A 21,478-nucleotide genomic window follows, 5' to 3' on the forward strand; every position below is an offset into this window, starting at 1 on the left:
GCAGGCACGGCTTCAACTCATTTATTTCGGCTTGTGCTTTTCCTACAGGAATCGAGTTGCCTGCGCTCCAATCAACATAGCATATTCGCTTATTATTTATGTGTAATAAAGTAAAAAAAGATGGGCTCATCGTTTTGAGCCCATCTTTTTTATCGTATCCGCAACCTTCTGATTGTACGGATTATATATTATATTCGTACATTTTTGTATCTGTAATGATTTTAAAGTGTAAGCCTTTATTGTGGTCACTCACTTCATGACGAATTTCATCTAAATTAACGAGTTGATTTGATCCGACAAATTGAGACAGTGTCTCAAGGAGTTCAGTAAAGGCATTTGAAAACATTTGGCGCATAGTGTCAAAATCGATATTGCGGAAGCTACCATCAATATCGTAGACTTCAATGGAATTTAGCTGCTTGGCTGCACCGGCAAAGCGATCATCATAAACTGTGTAACTTTCATCTGTAATGACGATTAGATGTAAAATCTCTCCGGTAGCTGTACGTAATTCAATATTCGTTTTGTGTTTTTTGACATCTGTCACTTCGTGAATACCGTGTGTATGTTTAATAAAAAATAACGACATGTTGTGCCCCCCTAAACAGTTGTTATATTACATTTTATTTTAAAATAAAATGTAGTAAAAGTTAGTAAAGTACCATTTTTTACATATCATTACTACATCACACCTAATTAGAGGTGATTTTATTCAGCGTATAATAGTCGTATAAGTAGTACAAAATGTCTTGTCCGTTTTCCTCTAAAAGGGTTTCTGTCTGCTGGACAAGTGTAACTTTCGTTTTTTCTTCATGAATCATATTTTCTTCGACAATCAGCTCAATTGTTACTTCCCCATGAATAGCTAATTCATTGTCGATTGTCTGATCAATGCCATATGCATCAAATAAGCTAGGTTGCCAAGTGCCGGTAATCAGTAATACATTTTCCTGTTGGCTTGGCTCATAATGCCACTGTACATCACGTAGAATGGATTTAAATAGGTTGTTGACTGTAAATGTTTGATCGTTATATGTGACTTCAATTGCTCGAATGGAATGCACGTCTTGTGAGATAGCGGTTGCCGCTTGATCAGCTGCTGAATTAATACCGGATGCAGCATCTTTAATTTGTACAAGAGTATCTGAACACCCTACTAAACAAAATGAAAGTATACTTGCTGATAATATCATATATAATTTTCGCATGGTAATTCCTCCGTATTTTATACATCTCATCTTGTACTCATCTTACTAAATCTTTTGCTCTGAAAAACGTTAACTTTCCAGGTTTATGTGAATATTTTTTAACATCTTTACGTGCTGTCAATGAATAAATGGAAATCCAAATATGTCGATAGTGAACATAAAAATAGGGTGCGGGTAGATTAGGGTGGAAATAACTCGTAGGAGGGACTAAGTACGATTATGCGTATTGATGATGAAATCCTCGATAAATTAGGTGTTTATTTTGTGTATCATGATATATATGGTCGTTACGGCATTACATTTGAAAGCTTTGTAACACGTTGGAGTAAAGGAATATTGGATCTTTATTAGGTGTAAAAAATGCTTGTTGTGCGATGACAACAAGCATTTTTATTAGAATTTTTTTTGAATCCATTCGTTTGCTTCGAGCCAGTTGTTGACACGAATAACATTTGAAGGGATAGATAACTGGTTATATGGTGTATTAAATAGCAACACCGGAATATTTAGTTCCTCTGCAATCATAACGGCATTATCATGTTTGTCTTCGAAAAACGCATCAACCTGATATTGGCGAGCTGCTGCAATTTTATCGTGACTGCCGATGAGTTCGATATGATGATAAGGAATTTGTTGCTCTTGGAACCAATTCGTTGTCACATCAAAAACATTTTCGCCACGAGCTGAGATATAAAATAGCTCATATACATTTTCCCAGGCATTTAAAATTTGTTTTGCATGTGTTGCTGCTTCACTTACTGCATACATAGCTGGTTCATTTTCTTTAAACCATGCGTTAAAGCCAGCGCGGTCGATTGAATGGGGGAATGCGCTTAAAAAATCATATTCGACCACATCATTCAGTGTAATATTGACATTGTACTCTTTATTAATATGTGGAATTAATGTCGCAGGGCATGTAACTGTTCCATCAATATCAATACCAAAGCGTGGTTTTGTTTTGGATGTCACGCGGAAACACCTCTCTTATGCATTCGCTTTTGTGTCAGCTTCACGCTGTTGTGCCATTTCAGCAGCTAGCTTATCGATTTCTTTTTTCAGTTCGTCTACCATCGTTTCTTCAGGTACTTTACGCACTGTTTTACCTTTCATGAATAGAAGGCCTTCACCGCGCGCACCGGCAATCCCGATATCTGCTTCACGAGCTTCTCCAGGGCCATTCACCGCACAACCTAATACTGCTACTTTTAATGGTACATTTAGTTTGGAAATATATTCTTCTACTTCGTTTGCAATCGAGATCAAGTCAATTTCGATACGACCACAAGTAGGGCAAGAAATTAATGTCGCCATATTCGATGCAAGACCGAATGATTTTAGTAACTCACGTGCGACTTTTATTTCTTCTACTGGGTCTGCTGAAAGTGAGATACGAAGTGTATTACCGATGCCTTTCGAAAGAATAGCACCAAGACCAGCAGCTGATTTTACTGTACCTGCAAATAGTGTACCTGATTCTGTAATACCTAAGTGTAGCGGATAGTCAAATGCTTGTGCCGCTTTTTCATAGGCTTCAATCGCTAAGTTTACATCAGAAGCTTTCATCGACACGATAATGTCATGGAAGTCTAGGTCTTCTAAAATTTTAATATGGTGTAGCGCTGATTCAACCATCCCATCAGCTGTAGGGTAGCCGTATTTTTCTAAAATGTGGCGCTCTAATGAACCTGCATTTACACCGATACGAATCGGAATATTTTTCGCTTTCGCTGCGTTAACAACTGCTTCTACCTTTTCACGACGACCGATATTACCTGGATTAATACGAACTTTATCAATGCCGTTTTCGATCGCTTTTAATGCTAAACGGTAGTCAAAGTGGATATCTGCAACAAGCGGAATGTTAATTTGTTTTTTAATATCGGCAATCGCATCAGCTGCGCGCTCATCAGGAACAGCTACACGCACGATTTGACAACCAGCTTCTTCTAAACGTTTAATTTCTGCAACAGTGGCTTCTACATCATGTGTTTTTGTTGTACACATACTTTGAATAACTACTTCATTGTTACCACCAATCGTTAAATTACCAACACGTACAGGGCGTGTTTTTGTACGGTGAACGATTTCACTCATTTCATTTCTCTCCTTTTCGGGCTTTAATACATAAGCCGTCACTGAAACCTATTTTAGCAGTCTGTGAAAGTAAAAAACAAGGAAGAATAACTGATTTATTATTTTTCACAACGATTTACTGGTTTTATCGGGATTAAAACTTCTTCCCCAGCAACCAATGATTGTTTTTCAAGATGTGGATTATATCGAAAAAATAGAGTAAGTCGTTCGGATTGAGAGATATTATATTCGTAAGGTACTGCCGCAAATAAACTATAAATGGTATCGTTTGGAGTGACTTTTACACGTACGGTTTCATATTCAACTATTTGTACACAATCGCCTTCATAAAAGTCTGCTAGAGGTAATGTGCCCTCCTGTAAGTCAATTTTAATCACGGCGGCAACAACAAAAAATAGAACTGTCCATAAAAGTAAGCGCAAAAAATCCCTCCTTGCACAACACTATATGTGTGAATGAGAGATTCATGCTTATTTTTAGGATTGTTTTGGATATTTTGTTAAAGCAATGATAATAAATAACATTGTGATAAAGATTCCTATTAAAGTAGCCCATGTTCCTGATAATTGGAATATCTCGGAGATAATGGAAATGAGTATTGCCCATGTAGCGGCAAAAGCAGCTGTACGCCAAATATGACGATACTCACCGCGGCGTTTCATGATTTTGCTGAAAAAATAACCAGCCAATGCATATAAACTAATACGCGCAAAAATTAATAGAGTCGTAAAAATAAATAAGAAAATAAAAGCAAATGGGTAAAGTAACCACTGAATATCAGCAAGGTACTCCGTTAAGCCATCGATGTTCAGTACATTTTCGTTTACGCCTGTTGTAAATTGTCCGAATGAAAAGGCTGTTATAAGGGTAATCAATATAAACACATATTGAATGACTTTTCCAATGGATAAAATTCGGTAGGCGGCTAATTTTTTAGGGTTTATTAAACTATCAATAAATAATTGTGAGTGCTTCATGTCGTTTCTCCTCCACACGCAAGTTTAACATGAAATGTGTAGAAGGAAAATGAACATTGCTTGAAACCTTTTAGAGTGAAGTACGTAAAATGATAGAAAGGAGAGAGTTGTATGGATATCGTTGCATGGGTTTTAATCATTGCATTTTTTGCCATTGCATTTATTGGGCTAATTTATCCGATTATTCCATCGGTGTTGTTTATATTAGGTGGTTTTGTTGTATATGGGTTATTTTATAGTTTTAGTGAGCTACCTTGGTGGTTTTGGCTAATTGAAATTTTATTAGTTGTACTATTATTTGGTGCAGATACAGTTTCGAATTTAATTGGTGTTAAGAAATTTGGTGGCTCCAAAGCAGGTATGTGGGGAAGTACAATCGGATTGCTCGTTGGACCGTTTGTCATTCCGTTTGCTGGTATTTTAATTGGACCGTTTTTAGGGGCGGTAATAGCAGAGCTACTTATCACGAAGTCAGACTGGGAGCAAGCAATAAAAACAGGCGTCGGTTCGCTTGTCGGCTTTTTAACATCGGTTGTCACAAAGGGGATTTTGCAAGCGATTATGATTATACTATTTGTATTTGCCATTTAACTTGCCTAAATTTCCGTCAAAAGGCTGATTTGCCATTTTGCGTGCTTTTTTAGTTGAACGTCTGGGCTAATTTTGATAACTTAGTTATGGAATCATATTAATTCTATTTATTTCAAGGAGGAACTTAATTATGGCTTACAAATTACCAGAATTAACTTATGCTTACGATGCATTAGAACCACATATCGATGCACGTACAATGGAAATCCACCATTCTAAACACCACAATACGTATGTAACAAACTTAAACGCAGCAGTAGAAGGTACTGAATTCGCTGAAAAAGACATCAACGAACTAATTGCCAACTTAGACGCTCTACCAGCGGACAAGCAAACTGGTGTACGTAACAACGGTGGCGGTCACGCAAACCACACATTATTCTGGGAAGTAATCGCGCCAGGCGGTTCGAATACACCAGTTGGTGAGGTTGCAAAAGCAATCGATGCTAAATTCGGTTCTTTCGATGCATTCAAAGAAGAGTTCGCTAAAGCTGCAACAACTCGTTTCGGTTCAGGCTGGGCTTGGTTAATCGTTGAGGGCGACGGTGTAGCTGTAACATCAACTCCAAACCAAGACTCTCCAGTAATGGAAGGTAAAACACCGATCCTAGGCTTAGACGTGTGGGAGCACGCTTACTACTTAAACTACCAAAACCGTCGTCCAGACTATATCACTGCATTCTGGAACGTAGTGAACTGGGACGTAGTAGAGAAAAAGTTCCAAGAAGCTAAGTAATCGCGAAGATTTTAGCTGTTCTTAGAAATCTACAGTTTGCGACGAAAGCGAAGCGGCAGGAGCACTACTGGGACGTAGTAGAAGCTAAATTCCAAGCAGCTAAATAATAAAAATCGGTACTAGGCGATTTTTATTATTTCTGCACCGAAAGCGAAGCAACAGGTGCAAAATAATTGCTACTTATATAAACTGCACCTCTAATTCTAATGATTAGAGGTGTTTTTTATTGTTGAAAATACAAATTCATAGTGCCTAGATAAATTAGTTTTTATGAAATTAACAGCGCGATAAAAAAAGCGCCTACTCCTAAAAGAACACTCCCAATCCAATAAAAAGACGCCAATCCAAACTGGCGTGCTTTCACAAGCTGCAATGTTTCATAGCTATATGTAGAAAAAGTTGTAAAGGCACCTAAAAAGCCAATCCCTACTAATTGATACAATGTATCGGCAACTTCATTGGCTATAACGAGCCCTAACAAAAAAGCACCAACTATATTAACGATGAAAGTAGGAAACGGGAAGCCTTTATGAATAGTAGATAATTTTTTACTCACAATAAATCGAATAATTGCGCCAAAAAATCCACCAATCATGACATAAATCATGTTCGAACACCTCCACTCCCAAGCTTATAGCCAATCAAGCTAAGAAAAAGGCCACCAATCATAGAACAACTAATGTAAAGAAAAGCGGTTCCATATAATTCATCAGAAACGAGTGTAGCCGTTTCATAGCTGAATGTAGAGAAGGTTGTAAAAGCGCCAAGTACACCAGTCGTTAAAGCAAGTCGTATATGTGGATATTTATTAAATAACGTTCCACTTAGAATAAAGCTAAGCAGAAAGCACCCAAATAAATTAGCGATCAATGTTGCGAGTGGAAATCCACCCTCATATATAACGATTTGGCTTAGGCAATATCGGAGTAATGCGCCAACCGCCCCCCCGACTCCAACAGCGAATAATTCCATGTAATTCACCTCGATGTATATCTTCTTTTACTATTTAACAAGATATCAGGAAAAATGGAAACCTTTTCGCGACCAACCTAGTCATTATCAAAAAGGGTCTGCCGTAATCACGCCTTTTTTCTAATAGAAGATAATGTTATACTAAAGGGCATGAGTTTTTTACGTATCGGAAAGTATACGTTTTATGGATCCTCGAATAAGAACGATCTATAAGTGTTTATTTCCAACCTAGCCATGAAAAATGATTTCAAAATGGTTAAAACTCGTAATGAGCAAGAATACATCCTGAAAATATCAGGTAAATAGTAAAAGATATTAAATGAAAGTGTAATGGTAGCCTCCGCGCTTTGCCATAGCCTACACAGGAGCTAAAACAGGCGTGGCCTGTTTGGATCTCCTGTTCCTGCTCCTGACACTACGCTTTCGTCGCAAAGAAAATCTTGGCTCCTATGGCTATGGCGCGCTACGGCAAAAGTGAATATTTCTCTATATGCTAGAAAAACATTTCTCTTCTATAAAAGAAATCAATTTCTTTCAGTTTGCATGCATAATCGCCCAGCCTGTACTTTCATCAATGAGGGTCTTGCATTATTTTTTAGCAATCGATTATTTTATGGAACAATAGTTGCTTGTAGCGGAGGCACGAGAGTGTAGCTGACGGCATGCGCCTTTCGCTACAGAGCAAAGCTTCCTACGGGGAAAGCGAGACAAGCAAGACCCCGCAGGAGCGAAGGATGAGCGACGAGGAGGCTTGATGCTCGCCCGTGGAAAGCGAGTGCCGGAGCGGAAAGCAACGGTTACCCGAATGGTAATATATATTTCAGGATTTGCTCAGTATAATTTGAAATAGTTTAAAAGAAAGGGGAACGGAAGGTGCGAAAACCGATACCGAATAACAATAATAAGAATGCTAAAGCAAAGCAACGCGCAAACTTAACATTCCGCATGAACATCCTTTTCTTTTCAATCTTTTTATTGTTCTCAATATTGATTTTTCGTCTAGGCTACTTGCAAATTGTCAAAGGGGAAGATTATGTACGTAAATTAGAGGAAAAAGAGGAAGTACGTGTTAATACGAGTGTACCACGCGGTCGTATTTATGATCGATACGGTCGTATTTTAGTCGATAATCAGCCTGAAAATGCCATTACGTATACGAAACTGCCAACGACGAAAAGAGATGAAATGTTAGAGGTAGCAAAAGATTTAGCGCAATTAATCGATATGCCGACAAATCGTGTAACCTATCGCGACAAGCAAGACTTTTGGATTTTGAATAATAATGAGGCAGCCAAAGAAAAAGTAACGGATAAAGAAATGCAGGAATTCCGTAAAGCGAATGAAAATATTGAAGAAAGTGAAGTAGATAAAGAATATAATCGTCGTATTCTGGAACGGATTACGGATGAAGAATTAGCGCAGCTAACGGATTTTGATTTAGAAGTGCTAGCGATTTACCGTGAGATGACGTCAGGCTATAATCTATCGCCACAAATTATTAAAAGTGAAAATGTAACGGATGCAGAATTTGCCTTAGTATCCGAACGATTATCAGAATTACCGGGTGTGAATACGACAACAGACTGGAAACGTGTGCGTTTAGCATCGCTCGCTGTCCTTGGACGTACAACAACACCAAGTAAAGGGATTCCGAAAAGTAAGTTGAACTACTACCTCGCTCGAGAATATTCTCGAAATGATCGTGTGGGGGAAAGTTATTTTGAAGCGGAGTATGAAGAGTTATTACAAGGTGAAAAATCCGTTGTCAAAAACTTAACAAATAAAAAAGGTGAAGTCGTTGAAACGATTACAACCTATGCAGGCGAACCAGGGAAAGATTTAGTCACAACGCTTGATATGGAATTGCAACAAGAAGCAGACCGTATTGTTGAAAAATATTTATTACAAATGAAAGCTTCAGGCGGTGCGTCACTGTTAGACCGAGCCTTTTACGTTATGATGGATCCGAATACAGGTGAAATTTTAAGTATGGTTGGCAAGAAAATTGAGTATGACGAAGAAACGCGAGAGCGCTATATGATTGATTATTCTTATGGTGCCTTTACAACCGCTTATGAAGCAGGTTCAGCGGTGAAGGCTGCAACCGTATTAACTGCTTATCAGGAAGGGGTCATTTCACCAGGAACAGTTTTAGTCGATCAGCCTATTTTACTAGCAGGTACACAGCCAAAAAGCTCGGTGTTTAACCGAGGTGGCGCCATTGCGATGAATGACGTAAGAGCTTTAGAACAATCATCCAACTCGTATATGTTCCAACTAGCCATTAAAATGGGTGGGGCGAACTATTACCGTAATATGGGATTAAGGCTGAAAGATGATACACTGCAACGTATGCGCAACGGTTATGCCCAGTTTGGTTTAGGGGTTGAAACAGGTATTGATTTACCAGGGGAGATGACGGGATACCAAGGGGTAATGGATACGCCAGGTAAAATGCTCGACTTAGCAATTGGTCAGTTTGATACGTATACGCCACTTCAGCTCGCACAGTATATTTCTACTATTGCGAATGGTGGTTATCGTATTCAGCCTCGATTACTAAAAGAAATCCGTAACCCTTCTTCTGATGGTGAAAAGCTTGGCACATTAGTAGAAGAAGTACAGCCGAAAATTTTAAATCGTATTTCTAACACAGATGCAGAAATTGCGCAAGTAAAAGAAGGCTTACGTCGCGTGTATGTCGGTTCTTATGGTTCCGCTAGAAGTAAATTTTATGATACGCCTTATACAGCAGCAGGTAAAACAGGTACGGCAGAGGTAGTATATTACGGACCTCAAAAGGAGCGCTATGGTACAGAAGTGTTAAGCCTTATTCATGTTGGTTTTGCACCATATGAAAACCCTGAAGTAGCGTATGCAGTAGTCATTCCTTGGGCTACGACAAACCACAATAGATATACGTCTTATAATAACTATATTGCTAGAGAAGTGTTAGATGCTTATTTTGCACTAAAAGAAAAGCGTGCAACTGATGGGAAATTAACGAATACAGTAGAGCAAGACATTTTACCAGCTCTATCAAAAGATATTCTTGATGAAGATGAAGAAGAAGAAAAAGTAAATGAGTAATGATAAAAGGAGCGATTTCATAGGCGTAGGTCTATGAAATCGCTCCTTTTTACGTGATATGCGATGTTTGGAATTTACATTGTTTCACACTAATTTACGCACGCTTAACAATTCGTTTATATGTTCTCAATAATACGAATCTATAGTGAAACTTGTAAGAATACTTACTTTGATTTGGAGGACATTCACGATGAAAAAATGGAAGTACTTAACAATGACAGCGGTATTAGGTTCTGCACTATTATTAGGAGCATGTAGTGATGACAAAGATTCAACAACTGCAAACGGTGCAGAAACAGAAACAGAAGAAGGCGCAGCACAATTATCAGGTGATGTACTAGGTGACGGTTCATCTACTGTAGCACCAATTATGGAGGCGATCGTAGAAGAATACGCAGGTGTACAACGTGATGTGCGCGTTTCTGTCGGCGTATCAGGTACTGGTGGTGGATTTGAAAAATTCGTCAACGGTGAAACAGATTTTTCAAATGCCTCTCGTCCTATTAAAGATTCAGAAGCTCAAAGCTTAAAAGATGCAGGCATTGACTATACAGAATTCGAGATTGCTTACGATGGTTTATCTGTCGTTATTCACCCAGAAAACACTTGGGCTAAGGACTTAACAGTAGACCAATTAAAAAAACTTTGGGTAGAAGATGGCACAACAAAGAAATGGTCTGATATCGATCCATCTTGGCCAGCTGAAGAAGTTGCATTTTACTCACCAGGTTCTGATTCTGGTACGTACGACTATTTTGATGAAGTAATTTTAGATGGTGAAGATTTAGTAAAAACAGCTACATTATCAGAAGATGATAACGTATTAGTACAAGGTGTTGTTGCTGATAAAAATGCGATCGCATTCTTCGGTTATGCATACTACTTAGCAAACCAAGATAAATTACAAGTTGTAGCCGTAGATGGTGTAGAGCCAACGAACGAAACGATCGAATCAGGTGAATATTCACCATTATCACGCCCACTGTTTGTATATGTAAAAAATGAAGCTGTGAAAAATGAGGCAACATATGACTTCGTTAAATTTGCACTTGAAAATGCAGGCGATATGGCAGAACTAACAGGTTATGTACGTTCACCACAAGCAAAATATGATGAAGGTTTAGCGGCACTAGAAGCATTAAAATAAAAAAGCGCGTGTGGTAAGACCGACTTACCGCACGTTTTTTTCTAAAAAGAACCGTGACACTTCGTCACAGTTTTAATCTAGACTCTTCATATTAAGAAAGGGAGATAGTATGGCTAATCAATCGGTACAGTCAATGATTGCTGCTTCCCGTAACAAAAAAGGCAAGAAAATCGTTGAAAAACTTGTACCTTTTGCCTTATTTGCAGCAGCAACACTGTCAGTCCTAACAACGTTTGGGATTGTATTTACACTGATTTTTGAAACATTTGAATTCTTTACACGTATCTCGATTACAGATTATATATTTGGCACAGAATGGTTACCTTTCTCAGGGAAAGAGCCTTTATATGGGGTATTACCGTTAGTGTTAGGGACGTTTAAGGTTACATTTATAGCGATTATAGTAGCGGTACCATTAGGGCTCGGTGTAGCCATTTACTTAAGTGAATATGCATCTGATAAGGTGCGCCGAATTGTTAAACCGATTTTAGAAGTATTAGCTGGTGTACCGACAATTGTGTATGGTTTCTTTGCTTTAACATTTGTGACGCCAGTGCTTCAACAAATTATTCCATCGTTAAAAATCTTTAATGCATTAAGCCCTGGTATTGTTGTAGGGATTATGGTTTTACCGATGATTGCATCGATGTCAGAGGATGCGATGAGCTCAGTACCTAATTCGATTCGTGAAGGTGCGCTTGGCTTAGGTTCAACAAAGTTTGAAGTAGCGATTAGAGTTGTTTTACCTGCCGCACTATCAGGTATTGTGGCATCTGTTGTATTAGCCGTTTCACGTGCCATTGGTGAAACAATGATCGTGTCTTTAGCAGGGGGATCAACACCACTCTTTGACTTTGGTTTCACAGGCTCTATCCAAACGATGACAGCTTATATTGTACAAGTAACAACAGGTGATGCTGGTTATGGCACAACGATTTACTATTCGATTTATGCAGTAGGATTTACATTATTTATTTTCACATTAATAATGAATTTACTAGCACAATACATTTCAAAACGCTTCAGAGAGGAGTATTAAGATGAAATATATAGATAATACTGCTGTGATGAAGCGGATGGGCAAACGCTTAACACTCAACAAAGTATGGAAGGCATTATTTATTGTAGCAACAAGCTTTGCGCTTATTTCATTAGCTGTTTTGTTATTTCGTATCTTTTCCCAAGGAATCGGTTATTTGAATTTTGATTTCTTAACAAATTTTGCTTCTCGTATTCCTGAAAAAGCAGGGATTAAGGCAGCCTTAGTCGGATCGATTTGGCTCATGTGTGTTGTTGCACCCGTGTCGATTATTTTAGGTGTATCGACAGCCATTTATTTAGAAGAATATGCAAAGAAAAATAAATTGAATGACTTTATCCGCATGAACATTTCAAATTTAGCAGGTGTACCGTCGATTGTATTCGGTTTACTTGGTTTAACGATTTTTGTTCGATTGATGGATTTAGGGAAAAGTATTTTAGCTGCCGGTTTTACGATGAGTTTACTTATTTTACCGGTTATTATTGTAGCCGCGCAGGAAGCGATTCGTGCAGTACCAAATGAGCAACGTGAAGCATCGTACGGTATGGGCGCAACAAAATGGCAAACGATTGTCCGTGTTGTGTTACCATCTGCGATTCCAGGGATTTTAACGGGTAGTATTTTAGCCCTTTCTCGAGCAATCGGGGAAACAGCACCGCTTGTTGTAATCGGGATACCAGTTATTCTACAATTCCTACCAACAGGTATTATGGATTCGTTTACGGCATTACCTATGCAAATTTTCGACTGGGCTAAGCGACCTCAGGAAGAGTTTCAATACGTGGCAGCAGCGGGCATTATTGTGTTAATGACAGTGCTGGTGTTAATGAATTCGATTGCGGTATTGATTCGAAATAAATTCCAAAAACGTTATTAAGGAGTGTGTACGATGGTACATGTAGCAGAAAAGGTGACACCGAAGATTATCGTCAATGAGCAAAAGCCTACACTTGCAACATCGACAAAGAAAGATGTCGTATTTAAAACAAGAAATTTTGATTTATGGTATGGCGAACATCATGCCCTAAAAAATATAAATGTTGATATTTTAGAAAATGAAGTAACGGCCGTTATTGGTCCTTCTGGTTGTGGGAAATCTACGTATGTAAAGGCATTAAATCGTATGGTGGAATTAGTACCAATCGTACGTACAACAGGTGAAATTAACTATCGTGGTCGCAATATTTTCGATAGCAATTACGAAGTAGAAGAATTACGTACGCGTGTAGGTATGGTATTCCAAAAGCCAAACCCATTCCCAAAATCAATTTATGATAATATTGCGTACGGTCCACGTATTCACGGTATTAAAAATAAAAAAACGTTAGATGAAATCGTGGAGAAGTCGTTGCGCGGAGCAGCCATTTGGGATGATGTAAAAGATCGTCTTCATCAAAATGCTTACGGTTTATCAGGTGGACAGCAGCAACGTATTTGTATCGCGCGTTGTTTAGCGATTGAGCCAGATGTTATTTTAATGGATGAGCCGACTTCTGCATTAGATCCAATTTCTACGTTAAAGGTAGAGGAGCTTGTGCAAGAATTAAAAGAGAAATACTCCATTATTATTGTAACGCATAATATGCAACAAGCTGCTCGTATTTCTGATAAGACAGCGTTCTTCCTAAATGGTGAAATTATTGAATTTGATCAGACTGATAAAATCTTCTCTACTCCAACGGATCAACGTACAGAGGATTATATTTCAGGTCGCTTCGGATAAGGGGGAGAAAAGTATGTCAGTTCGTGAAAGATTTGAGAATGATTTACAAAGTGTGCAACAAGAATTGCTTCATCTATGCAATAAATCAATCGATGCATTGGAGCTCGCTTTCAAAGCATTTACAGAGAAAAATATTGATTTAGCATTAGAAATTATCGATATGGACATAGAAATTAACCGTCTAGAAGAGGAAATCAACGATCGTGTGATTTTACTCATTGCAAAGCAGCAACCGGTGGCGAGAGATTTACGTCGCTTAATGGTCATGGTAAAAGCTTCTGCTGATATGGAACGTGTTGGCGACTATGCTGTCAATATTGCAAAAGAAACGATTCGTATCGGGAAAGAACCTTTTATTACACCAATTGAAACATTGGAAGATATGCACTTCCGCACGGTATCGATGTTACGACAAATTTTAGAGGCGTTTGTTGAAGAGAACACAACAAAGGCAAAGGAAATTGCTGATTTAGACGATCAAGTGGATGAACTATACGGCGATACGGTAAGTAATTTGCTTCGCTTAACGAGTGTTTCATCGGAAAATATTTCACAAATTACGTATTTATCATTTATCGCTCGTTATATTGAGCGTTGTGCAGACCATGCGACAAATATTGCAGAGCATTTGTTTTATTTAGTCAAAGGCGAGCATTATGAATTAAATAACTAATAACAGGACCCTTTCCATTTACCGGAGGGGTCTATTTTTTTGCGTATCATTGAATTGCTTTTTATTTCATACGTACAATAGGAGTAAGGGGGATGAAAAGCATGAAAACGATAGGGTTACTTGGAGTACCGATGGATTTAGGGCAAGAAAGACGTGGTGTCGATATGGGTCCTAGTGCTATTCGGTATGCGGGTGTGGAAGAACGCCTCATGAGGTTACATTATACAGTTGTTGATTATGGCGATATTGTCGTGAAGGGGCGCTGTGTATCTCAACAAGGAGATGCTCATTTAAAAAATTTACAGTCTGTTGTCGATGCAAGCGTCGCAGTAAAAAAGCGAGTTTTAAACATGTTAGGTGACGGGGTGTTTCCGCTTATTTTGGGTGGCGATCATAGTATTTCAATTGGTACAGTAGCTGCAATAAACGCGTCAAAACAGAATTTAGGGGTCATTTGGTATGATGCGCACGGCGATTTAAATATTCCCGAAACGTCGCCGTCAGGCAATATTCACGGCATGCCATTAGCCGTCAATTTAGGCTTAGGGCATCCACTGCTTACATCCATCGCCTCTAGTAATATAAAGCCTCAACATATTGTCTTAATAGGTGCACGTGCATTAGATGATGGAGAAAAGGAACTGATTCATCAATTAGGGATTAAAGTATTTACGATGCATGAAATCGATAAGCTTGGTATGACAGATGTGATGGAACAAACGATTGATTATTTAAAGCAAACAGATGGCGTCCATTTATCGCTCGATTTAGATGCGCTTGATCCGATAGAATGTCCAGGGGTAGGGACACCGGTGCTTGGCGGGATTACATATCGCGAAAGCCATTTAGCAATGGAGATGCTGGCAGAAAGCGGTCTCATTTCATCAGCGGAATTTGTAGAAGTAAACCCGATATTAGATCATCGAAATAAAACAGCCGAGGTTGCTGTTGCGTTAATTGGTTCACTATTCGGTGAAAAACTGCTGTAAAAAGAGTTGGTCGGAGTCATCTCAAGTGATTGCAACAATCGAGTAACCCGACCTATTTTCCTGTTACCCTAAAAATTGTTTGATCGCTTTTAAAAATGCCTTGTCATCTTCAAGCATACCGATATGTCCGGTATTTGTGACGATTTTCTGGACGGCAATATTGTCCGTTTCTATTGGTGAAACAATCGTATCCTGTTGTCCTTCAATGACAAGGATTGGTGTAGATGTTTCATGGAGTAGCTGTGTTTGATTTGGGCGCTCTTTCATTGCTTGTAATGCTGCGATTAGCCCTTCTTCGGTTGCTTTGTAAGCGATAGTACGAGCAAACTCGATACTTTCATTAGCTGCTTCTTTACTAAAAAATGCATCAATACTATTGTCTACAAATGCTTTTACACCGTTTTGTTCAATCGTTTTCATTTGTTCATCCCGCTTGTTCTGTGTTTCAGCTGAATCAGGGGAAGCTGAGGAATAAGCTAAAATCAGTTTGTCTATTTTCGCCATATTACGCTCCAGTGTAGCAAGTGCGATATAGCCGCCCATAGAATGTCCGAGCCATGCGGCATTCGCGATTTTTTCTTGTGCTAATACGTTGACAATCGCTTGTGCATAGTCGTATATCGTATAATTTTCTTGTTCCATTTTACTTTTTCCATGCCCAGGTAAATCAATTAGAATTAACTCATAGTGTTGTTGTAGTTCTTCCATGACTTTATTAAAAATAGTTATATCTCCTAAAAAACCATGAACAATTACAAGCGTTTCATCGCCGCTTCCTTTCAGTTCATAATGCAACATCAAGATAACCTCCCATAATCTTTTTCGTTAGTGTTTCCTTCTTGCATCAATAATTTAAACGTATTATCGATTTTTACGATTGTTTTTAGCACAAAAAAGTATAAATAAAAGACGGAATTTTTAGGTAATGGTGTTTTTCACGTATTATTTTTGTGCTATAGTGAGTACACAAGAAAGAGAGGGGCATTTTATGACTACTTTTGATAACGTAACGTTACAAAAACAAGCAAATATTTACTTTGACGGGAAAGTAACGAGTCGTACTGTAGTATTTGCAGATGGAACCAAAAAAACACTAGGTATTATGTTGCCCGGAGAATATGAATTTTCGACAGGTTTAAAAGAGGAAATGGAAATTTTAGCAGGCAAGCTGTCGTATAAACTTCAAGGAGCAGAGTGGGAAACGATTGATGAAAGCGGTGTATTTTACGTACCAGCTAACAGCTCCTTCCAACTAAAAGTAGAAACCGTAACAGATTACTGTTGCTCTTATTTAGCTGAATAATACATAAAAAATGGTACGCGAAAAAGCGCACCATTTTTTTGTTAAAGCAATTATAGGGATTTTATGTTAAAAACTTAATTCCTGTGCATTGTCAAGTACGTCTTGTGGAATGGTAATGCTGTCAATAGAGTTGAAATCATAATAATCAATAGTGGAGCTTTGGTCGATTTTCATTGTCATGTCTTCCACATTCATTGTCATCACCATATCCATCACCATATTCGTTAAGTCGAATGTCTCTTTATCAATTGTGAGTACGTATTTTGCATTTTCAATTTTTGTTCCCTCTAAACCAGTCGTTAATTCTTCAGGTGTTTCTCCTAGTGTGGACTGTATTTGTTCAAGTAAAAAGTTCATAAATTTGTCACCTTCAGCATTTAGCGTTAAAATGAAATTATCATCCGTTTGTTCGAAGGTGAAATCCTTTACAAATTGTTCAAGTTGACGTAATTGTTCAGCTGCATCGTTTTGCATCATACCAGCCTGACCTAGAATGGCTTCGTATTGCTCGCTTGGCATTTTAAACCATCCACCCATTGTTTCTTCATATATATAAAAACCGTCTTTTTCTGTCATATACATTTTAAGTGGCATTTTCATTTCTTCGCCAGATTCAGAATCAACCATAGCTGTTGTTCCTTCAGCGTATAGTTGAATGGGATCGACAACTGTCTCCATTGTCATTTCGGAATTAGATGTCATGGCGAATGATTCATCACCCATTGACGTTTCCATCTCTTGAGAAATTTGCATATCTGCTTTTACACTTTTCATTTCTTGTTGACGTTCGATTGTTTTTTCAAATACTTGCTCTAATGTTAAGTCAGAAGTTTTTGATGTATTGTCTTGAACTGTTGCTGTACTACCACATCCAGCAACAAGTACAGCTGATCCAACAGCCATGCCGATAAATAACTTTTTCTTCATATAAATCCATCTCCTTTAATTTAGTTCAATCTTATATACGGATAGAATGTGGAAAAAGTTTCAAAAAAATAAAAAGCATAATATTTTTTTATTTGGGCATACCGTATGTCGAAGGAGAAATTATTGCATAAACTGTTTGAAAGTTAGAAAAACAGGGTAATAAATTGATGTCTTTTGGAAGGAGAGCTGAGAAATGAAAGATAGTCTAGCATGTTTAATCATAGGGGGAATTGTCTTAAGTGTAAGTATTGTTTTATTATTACTTCATTATATTGTCCCGGGTATTATTCTGTTTAGTCTAGCATCCATTTTATTTGTATGTAGTAGCTTGTTAGTAAGAGCTCATGGAGAACATGTATTTGATCGGCGTTCACGTATTTAAAAGAAGCAACTGTAGATGCCATGCTTGTACAAGTTTATTTGATGAATTAATAACTCCATTTTGAACATAAGGTGTGTGACAATAAAGTGAGGACATTATTTTACGATGATGTGTACCATTTTTTATATAGCAGTAAAATGTTTCAGCAACTAACGGAAGAAGAACAACAAGCATTTTTACAGCAGTTTGCAAACGATGCACAATTTAGAACAGCGCTGGCCACTGCTGCAGATTTTCAAACTCGTATAAGGAAAATAGCAGCTGTCGTAACGGAAGGAGATGCTACATATGAACCGTTCCGACAAAAGTTGGATGTCATTGCCCCATTAATCATAGGGCTAGATACATCACGAGCCATGGGGAGTTTTGGAATTCAAGCACAAGGATTAATGTTCCCGCTTTTAGAATTATGTGCGATACAGCAACGGGATTGCATTGTGCTCACAGAAGATGAGCAATTTTTATTTCCGCATGGAAGCCTTTTAACAACCGCCGTCAAAGGTGTGCAGCATATAAAAGTAAAAGAACATACCAATATGGCAGAGCTTTATAAGCAAGCACTTCATCTTTTTGATCAACACGAGGCGAAGCGAGGCGGAGAATTTCTATTGATAACGGCTAATGAATTTGAACCGTCCGCAATTTTAGAAGAAGTTATTCATGAATTACAATTGCGCCGTATTGAGCTTTCAGCGATTGTGTTAGATGAAAAACAATTTGAAGCATCACCTCTTTTATTTTTAGATAAAGTGTTTTTCCCGAATGCTTAAAATCTGAACGATAATAGTAAATTAAATTTTTACAAAGGCAGTCTCATTTGTCATGCTTTGACAGGTGATTAGACGTAAATAGCATTTATTGTTGTGTACGAACCATTTACACTAAATCTTTTTCGTTCCCTTTATAAATAGTTTGAATAATAAGAAACTTTATATTAAAATAAGTTGTAAGTAAAAGCGATAATGAAAAATAGTAGTGTTATAGGAAGCTAAAGAGAGCTAGCGGTTGGTGGAAGCTAGTGCAGATTATAGCATGAATGGGTTTTCTAGCTGCGAGGAGGAAATGCCTTGCCGTTACGCTCACGTTACGAGCATAAAAGTGGACTACTTTTAGCGGACAGGTACATCATAGCGATCCGCATAAGTAAAGATACCACCTCGCCTTAGGTTGGTGGATTGGTGTTTTTCTAAGTAGTCAATGAAGGTGGCACCACGGCTCTCCGTCCTTTAACGCGGAGGGCCTTTTTGTATGCAAAATTAGCTGAGAGAGGATAGTTGAGATGACAGTTGAGACAAAAGATTATGTAGTGCGGACAATTCAAGGTGATACATTAACACCTATTTCCATTTTTAATGCACTACAAGGTGAGCACAAAGTTTTATTTGAATCGAATACGAAATATGAAGAGAGTGGACGTTATTCGTTTATCGCTGTAAATCCAATTGCTGAATTGAAAGGCGGTAAGACGACGTGTACCTATACACAAAATAGTGAAACGACTGATTTTAATATATCGGTATTAGAACAGCTAAAAAAATGTCTCCCAATGCGCACAGGCGATTATCCATTTGCTTTCTTTGGTGGGGCTATTGGTTATTTCGGATATGAGACGGCTTTTCATTTTGAACGCATTGGTGAAATCGTGAATGATGTGTATGATATGCCGGATGTCCATGTATTTTTCTATGATACATTTATCGTGATTGATCATTTGCTGCAAACTGTAACGGTGGCAGCGATTGATTTATTCCAAACAGGTAGAACACAAGAGGATATGGAACGAGCGATTGCGCAAATTGAAGCGCAGTTAAATACACCACAAGTACAATCCATTCAAGAACCACCAGCGATTTCATTCCAAACAACGATTGAAAAACAGCGCTTTATCGAAATGGTTGAAACGGCAAAAGAACATATTCGTAATGGGGATATTTTTCAAGTAGTGTTATCTCAAACATTCGAGGCACAGTTCAACGACAATCCATTTGGGTTGTATCGAAAATTACGTGCCAATAATCCATCTCCATATATGTTTTATGTGGAGTTTGGTGGTTATACGATTTTAGGCACATCTCCGGAAAGTTTAGTGAAAGTTCAACATGGTGTTGTTACGACAAATCCGATTGCAGGTACGAAGCCGCGCGGGAAAACAAAAGTAGAAGATGAAGCGATTGCAGCCGCATTATTGGCCGATGAAAAGGAAATTGCAGAGCACAAAATGTTAGTTGATCTTGGACGCAATGATGTAGGGCGCGTGTCAAAAATTGGGTCTGTTCGTGTGACAAAATATATGAATATTGAGCGTTATAAATATGTCATGCACATCGTATCGGAAGTGATTGGCGATTTACGAGAAGATGCACATGTGATCGATGTACTCGCATCGAGTTTGCCAGCAGGTACAGTATCAGGGGCACCGAAAATTCGTGCTATGCAAATTATTAATGCATTAGAGCAGAAAAAACGCGGTGTGTATGCCGGCGCGATTGGCTATATTTCCACAACAGGAAACATGGATTTAGCGCTTGCCATTCGTACAATGATTGTGAAAGACGGGAAAGCATATGTGCAGGCAGGCGCTGGCATTGTTTATGATTCTGTACCAGAGTCTGAATACGAAGAAACGTTAAATAAGGCGCGTGCATTGCTGGAGGTGCGAAAATGATTTTATTAATCGATAATTATGATTCATTCACTTATAATTTATACCATCAAATTGCCTCACAAGGACCAGAAGTAAAGGTCGTTCGTAATGATGCCTTAACAATTGAAGAGATTCGCAATATGAAGCCGGATGCGATTGTTTTATCACCAGGACCAGGTACACCAGCGGAGGCAGGTATGACGGTTGATATTATTCGTGAATTGCACACAGAGTTCCCTATTTTAGGCATTTGTCTTGGACATCAGGCAATTGGTGAGGCGTTCGGGGGAGATGTTGTCAGAGCTACTCATATTATGCACGGGAAAACAAGTACATTGACGTACGACAATCGCGGTTTATTTGAAAACTTTGCAGGTGAGGTTGAAGTGATGCGCTACCACTCGTTAATTATTGACCCGAAAACGCTACACGCTGACTTTGAAGTAATCGCAACATCGAGTGATGACGGTGAAATTATGGCAATTCAACATAGGGCATATCCAGTCTTTGGTTTGCAATTCCACCCTGAATCGATTGGGACTGAAACAGGCCAAGAGATGGTAGCCGCATTTTTAAGACGAGTTTAAGAGGTGAGGAAATGGAACGTGAAAAAATCGAAGTATTAAAGCAAGCACCGATGTCAGAAGTAACGGCCAATATAGCAATAATCCTGGAAGCGTTAAAAGATGATACGTTTCAACATACGGCTTTACAGTTGTTAGATCAAATTCCTACTGAAAGTACACCGTTTATTGAAGAAGGATTACTATCACAGGACAATGAATTGAAGCAAGTATTACTTGAGAAAGTTGTACCGAAGCTCCCGTTTTATTCGAAAATCGTTGTCGCAAACGCAGTCGAGCATATTGCGATGGCATCAGGGGACTTACAGCAGTTGGCAAAGGATGCGTTAAAAAGTTTTGAACCTTAAAGTAGAAGGTATACGTGGAATGACGTATACCTTTTTATTTTTTGGA

At 38.4% G+C, this 21,478-nt stretch carries 25 protein-coding genes and 1 other annotated feature; of the genes, 15 read left to right on the top strand and 10 right to left on the bottom strand.

Features of this window, described 5'->3' with window-relative positions; genetic code table 11:
* Nucleotides 1-181: 181 nt before the first annotated feature.
* A complete protein-coding gene (locus tag ACQQ2I_RS06740) occupies nt 182-589 on the bottom strand; it encodes a hypothetical protein (RefSeq protein ID WP_431029792.1) in 408 nt (135 codons plus the stop codon).
* Between the two features lie 103 nt (nt 590-692).
* Complete coding sequence (locus ACQQ2I_RS06745) at nt 693-1,208, bottom strand: hypothetical protein (protein ID WP_431029793.1); 516 nt, start codon at nt 1,206-1,208, stop codon at nt 693-695.
* 219 nt (nt 1,209-1,427) lie between these two features.
* Here ACQQ2I_RS06745 and ACQQ2I_RS06750 point away from each other — a divergent pair, with 219 nt between their 5' ends.
* Complete coding sequence (locus tag ACQQ2I_RS06750) at nt 1,428-1,559, top strand: hypothetical protein (RefSeq protein ID WP_391367267.1); 132 nt, start codon at nt 1,428-1,430, stop codon at nt 1,557-1,559.
* Between the two features lie 42 nt (nt 1,560-1,601).
* Here the strand turns inward: ACQQ2I_RS06750 and ACQQ2I_RS06755 are convergent, their stop codons facing one another.
* From ACQQ2I_RS06755 to ACQQ2I_RS06770, 4 genes are all read right to left on the bottom strand, one after another.
* Nucleotides 1,602-2,180, bottom strand: coding sequence for a hypothetical protein (locus ACQQ2I_RS06755; protein WP_431029794.1), 579 nt, complete (start codon nt 2,178-2,180; stop codon nt 1,602-1,604).
* A 15-nt stretch (nt 2,181-2,195) separates the two neighbouring features.
* A complete protein-coding gene (gene ispG / locus ACQQ2I_RS06760; protein ID WP_391371675.1) occupies nt 2,196-3,305 on the bottom strand; it encodes a flavodoxin-dependent (E)-4-hydroxy-3-methylbut-2-enyl-diphosphate synthase in 1,110 nt (369 codons plus the stop codon).
* Nucleotides 3,306-3,403: 98 nt separating this feature from the next.
* Nucleotides 3,404-3,727, bottom strand: a complete 324-nt coding sequence (locus ACQQ2I_RS06765) for a hypothetical protein (protein WP_431029795.1) — start codon at nt 3,725-3,727, stop codon at nt 3,404-3,406.
* 54 nt (nt 3,728-3,781) lie between these two features.
* Nucleotides 3,782-4,282 carry a DUF1189 family protein gene (locus ACQQ2I_RS06770; protein ID WP_431029796.1) on the bottom strand — a complete coding sequence of 167 codons (501 nt, stop codon included), beginning with the start codon at nt 4,280-4,282 and terminating at the stop codon, nt 3,782-3,784.
* Between the two features lie 111 nt (nt 4,283-4,393).
* On the opposite strand from ACQQ2I_RS06770, the gene ACQQ2I_RS06775 reads away from it, so the two are divergent.
* Both ACQQ2I_RS06775 and ACQQ2I_RS06780 read left to right on the top strand, forming a co-directional pair.
* Complete coding sequence (locus ACQQ2I_RS06775) at nt 4,394-4,873, top strand: DUF456 domain-containing protein (RefSeq protein ID WP_431029797.1); 480 nt, start codon at nt 4,394-4,396, stop codon at nt 4,871-4,873.
* Between the two features lie 130 nt (nt 4,874-5,003).
* Nucleotides 5,004-5,609, top strand: coding sequence for a superoxide dismutase (locus ACQQ2I_RS06780; RefSeq protein ID WP_431029798.1), 606 nt, complete (start codon nt 5,004-5,006; stop codon nt 5,607-5,609).
* Between the two features lie 268 nt (nt 5,610-5,877).
* Here the strand turns inward: ACQQ2I_RS06780 and crcB (ACQQ2I_RS06785) are convergent, their stop codons facing one another.
* Together crcB (ACQQ2I_RS06785) and crcB (ACQQ2I_RS06790) are read right to left on the bottom strand one after the other, a co-directional pair.
* Nucleotides 5,878-6,216, bottom strand: coding sequence for a fluoride efflux transporter CrcB (gene crcB, locus ACQQ2I_RS06785; protein WP_431029799.1), 339 nt, complete (start codon nt 6,214-6,216; stop codon nt 5,878-5,880).
* A complete protein-coding gene (gene crcB, locus ACQQ2I_RS06790; RefSeq protein WP_431029800.1) occupies nt 6,213-6,581 on the bottom strand; it encodes a fluoride efflux transporter CrcB in 369 nt (122 codons plus the stop codon). Before crcB (ACQQ2I_RS06790) ends, crcB (ACQQ2I_RS06785) begins: the two co-directional genes overlap by 4 nt.
* Before the next feature lie 873 nt (nt 6,582-7,454).
* Here crcB (ACQQ2I_RS06790) and ACQQ2I_RS06795 point away from each other — a divergent pair.
* The 7 genes from ACQQ2I_RS06795 (at nt 7,455) to rocF (ending at nt 15,245) form a co-directional block, all read left to right on the top strand.
* Nucleotides 7,455-9,671, top strand: coding sequence for a peptidoglycan D,D-transpeptidase FtsI family protein (locus ACQQ2I_RS06795; protein ID WP_431029801.1), 2,217 nt, complete (start codon nt 7,455-7,457; stop codon nt 9,669-9,671).
* Nucleotides 9,672-9,861: 190 nt separating this feature from the next.
* On the top strand, nt 9,862-10,818 hold the full coding sequence (locus tag ACQQ2I_RS06800; protein WP_431029802.1) for a PstS family phosphate ABC transporter substrate-binding protein: 957 nt from the start codon (nt 9,862-9,864) through the stop codon (nt 10,816-10,818).
* Nucleotides 10,819-10,927: 109 nt separating this feature from the next.
* Nucleotides 10,928-11,857, top strand: coding sequence for a phosphate ABC transporter permease subunit PstC (pstC, locus tag ACQQ2I_RS06805; RefSeq protein WP_431029803.1), 930 nt, complete (start codon nt 10,928-10,930; stop codon nt 11,855-11,857).
* A gap of 1 nt (nt 11,858) precedes the next feature.
* The gene (gene pstA / locus ACQQ2I_RS06810; RefSeq protein ID WP_431029804.1) at nt 11,859-12,737 is read left to right on the top strand and encodes a phosphate ABC transporter permease PstA; all 879 of its coding nucleotides are present in this window, start codon (nt 11,859-11,861) and stop codon (nt 12,735-12,737) included.
* Nucleotides 12,738-12,749: 12 nt separating this feature from the next.
* Nucleotides 12,750-13,583, top strand: coding sequence for a phosphate ABC transporter ATP-binding protein PstB (gene pstB / locus ACQQ2I_RS06815; protein ID WP_431029805.1), 834 nt, complete (start codon nt 12,750-12,752; stop codon nt 13,581-13,583).
* 13 nt (nt 13,584-13,596) lie between these two features.
* A complete protein-coding gene (phoU, locus tag ACQQ2I_RS06820) occupies nt 13,597-14,256 on the top strand; it encodes a phosphate signaling complex protein PhoU (RefSeq protein ID WP_431029806.1) in 660 nt (219 codons plus the stop codon).
* Nucleotides 14,257-14,357: 101 nt separating this feature from the next.
* Complete coding sequence (gene rocF / locus ACQQ2I_RS06825) at nt 14,358-15,245, top strand: arginase (protein WP_431030465.1); 888 nt, start codon at nt 14,358-14,360, stop codon at nt 15,243-15,245.
* A 63-nt stretch (nt 15,246-15,308) separates the two neighbouring features.
* Here rocF and ACQQ2I_RS06830 read toward each other — a convergent pair whose 3' ends face one another.
* Complete coding sequence (locus tag ACQQ2I_RS06830; protein WP_431029807.1) at nt 15,309-16,043, bottom strand: alpha/beta fold hydrolase; 735 nt, start codon at nt 16,041-16,043, stop codon at nt 15,309-15,311.
* 190 nt (nt 16,044-16,233) lie between these two features.
* On the opposite strand from ACQQ2I_RS06830, the gene ACQQ2I_RS06835 reads away from it, so the two are divergent.
* On the top strand, nt 16,234-16,548 hold the full coding sequence (locus tag ACQQ2I_RS06835; protein ID WP_431029808.1) for a pyrimidine/purine nucleoside phosphorylase: 315 nt from the start codon (nt 16,234-16,236) through the stop codon (nt 16,546-16,548).
* A 66-nt stretch (nt 16,549-16,614) separates the two neighbouring features.
* Here the strand turns inward: ACQQ2I_RS06835 and ACQQ2I_RS06840 are convergent, their stop codons facing one another.
* A complete protein-coding gene (locus tag ACQQ2I_RS06840; protein WP_431029809.1) occupies nt 16,615-17,475 on the bottom strand; it encodes a DUF6612 family protein in 861 nt (286 codons plus the stop codon).
* Between the two features lie 468 nt (nt 17,476-17,943).
* Between ACQQ2I_RS06840 and ACQQ2I_RS06845 the strand changes: the two genes are divergently transcribed.
* The 4 genes from ACQQ2I_RS06845 to ACQQ2I_RS06860 all read left to right on the top strand — a co-directional run bounded on the left by ACQQ2I_RS06845 (nt 17,944) and on the right by ACQQ2I_RS06860 (nt 21,432).
* Nucleotides 17,944-18,627, top strand: coding sequence for a hypothetical protein (locus ACQQ2I_RS06845; RefSeq protein ID WP_431029810.1), 684 nt, complete (start codon nt 17,944-17,946; stop codon nt 18,625-18,627).
* A 180-nt stretch (nt 18,628-18,807) separates the two neighbouring features.
* Nucleotides 18,808-19,087 (top strand) — a binding site (T-box leader).
* A gap of 49 nt (nt 19,088-19,136) precedes the next feature.
* Nucleotides 19,137-20,522 carry an anthranilate synthase component I gene (gene trpE / locus ACQQ2I_RS06850; protein WP_431029811.1) on the top strand — a complete coding sequence of 462 codons (1,386 nt, stop codon included), beginning with the start codon at nt 19,137-19,139 and terminating at the stop codon, nt 20,520-20,522.
* Nucleotides 20,519-21,088, top strand: a complete 570-nt coding sequence (locus ACQQ2I_RS06855) for an anthranilate synthase component II (RefSeq protein WP_431029812.1) — start codon at nt 20,519-20,521, stop codon at nt 21,086-21,088. Before trpE ends, ACQQ2I_RS06855 begins: the two co-directional genes overlap by 4 nt.
* Nucleotides 21,089-21,099: 11 nt before the next feature.
* On the top strand, nt 21,100-21,432 hold the full coding sequence (locus ACQQ2I_RS06860) for a hypothetical protein (protein WP_431029813.1): 333 nt from the start codon (nt 21,100-21,102) through the stop codon (nt 21,430-21,432).
* The last annotated feature ends 46 nt before the right edge of the window (nt 21,433-21,478 follow it).

It is taken from the genome of Lysinibacillus sp. LZ02, from assembly GCF_050613145.1.
Taxonomy (GTDB): domain Bacteria; phylum Bacillota; class Bacilli; order Bacillales_A; family Planococcaceae; genus Lysinibacillus_B.

Coding starts and splice junctions, on each gene's coding strand:
- ACQQ2I_RS06740 (WP_431029792.1), bottom strand. CDS start 589: ATGTCGTTATTTTTTATTAAACATACACACGGTATTCACGAAGTGACA.
- ACQQ2I_RS06745 (WP_431029793.1), bottom strand. CDS start 1,208: ATGCGAAAATTATATATGATATTATCAGCAAGTATACTTTCATTTTGT.
- ACQQ2I_RS06750 (WP_391367267.1), top strand. CDS start 1,428: ATGCGTATTGATGATGAAATCCTCGATAAATTAGGTGTTTATTTTGTG.
- ispG (WP_391371675.1), bottom strand. CDS start 3,305: ATGAGTGAAATCGTTCACCGTACAAAAACACGCCCTGTACGTGTTGGT.
- ACQQ2I_RS06770 (WP_431029796.1), bottom strand. CDS start 4,282: ATGAAGCACTCACAATTATTTATTGATAGTTTAATAAACCCTAAAAAA.
- ACQQ2I_RS06775 (WP_431029797.1), top strand. CDS start 4,394: ATGGATATCGTTGCATGGGTTTTAATCATTGCATTTTTTGCCATTGCA.
- ACQQ2I_RS06780 (WP_431029798.1), top strand. CDS start 5,004: ATGGCTTACAAATTACCAGAATTAACTTATGCTTACGATGCATTAGAA.
- crcB (WP_431029799.1), bottom strand. CDS start 6,216: ATGATTTATGTCATGATTGGTGGATTTTTTGGCGCAATTATTCGATTT.
- crcB (WP_431029800.1), bottom strand. CDS start 6,581: ATGGAATTATTCGCTGTTGGAGTCGGGGGGGCGGTTGGCGCATTACTC.
- ACQQ2I_RS06800 (WP_431029802.1), top strand. CDS start 9,862: ATGAAAAAATGGAAGTACTTAACAATGACAGCGGTATTAGGTTCTGCA.
- pstC (WP_431029803.1), top strand. CDS start 10,928: ATGGCTAATCAATCGGTACAGTCAATGATTGCTGCTTCCCGTAACAAA.
- pstA (WP_431029804.1), top strand. CDS start 11,859: ATGAAATATATAGATAATACTGCTGTGATGAAGCGGATGGGCAAACGC.
- pstB (WP_431029805.1), top strand. CDS start 12,750: ATGGTACATGTAGCAGAAAAGGTGACACCGAAGATTATCGTCAATGAG.
- phoU (WP_431029806.1), top strand. CDS start 13,597: ATGTCAGTTCGTGAAAGATTTGAGAATGATTTACAAAGTGTGCAACAA.
- rocF (WP_431030465.1), top strand. CDS start 14,358: ATGAAAACGATAGGGTTACTTGGAGTACCGATGGATTTAGGGCAAGAA.
- ACQQ2I_RS06830 (WP_431029807.1), bottom strand. CDS start 16,043: ATGTTGCATTATGAACTGAAAGGAAGCGGCGATGAAACGCTTGTAATT.
- ACQQ2I_RS06835 (WP_431029808.1), top strand. CDS start 16,234: ATGACTACTTTTGATAACGTAACGTTACAAAAACAAGCAAATATTTAC.
- ACQQ2I_RS06840 (WP_431029809.1), bottom strand. CDS start 17,475: ATGAAGAAAAAGTTATTTATCGGCATGGCTGTTGGATCAGCTGTACTT.
- trpE (WP_431029811.1), top strand. CDS start 19,137: ATGACAGTTGAGACAAAAGATTATGTAGTGCGGACAATTCAAGGTGAT.
- ACQQ2I_RS06855 (WP_431029812.1), top strand. CDS start 20,519: ATGATTTTATTAATCGATAATTATGATTCATTCACTTATAATTTATAC.
- ACQQ2I_RS06860 (WP_431029813.1), top strand. CDS start 21,100: ATGGAACGTGAAAAAATCGAAGTATTAAAGCAAGCACCGATGTCAGAA.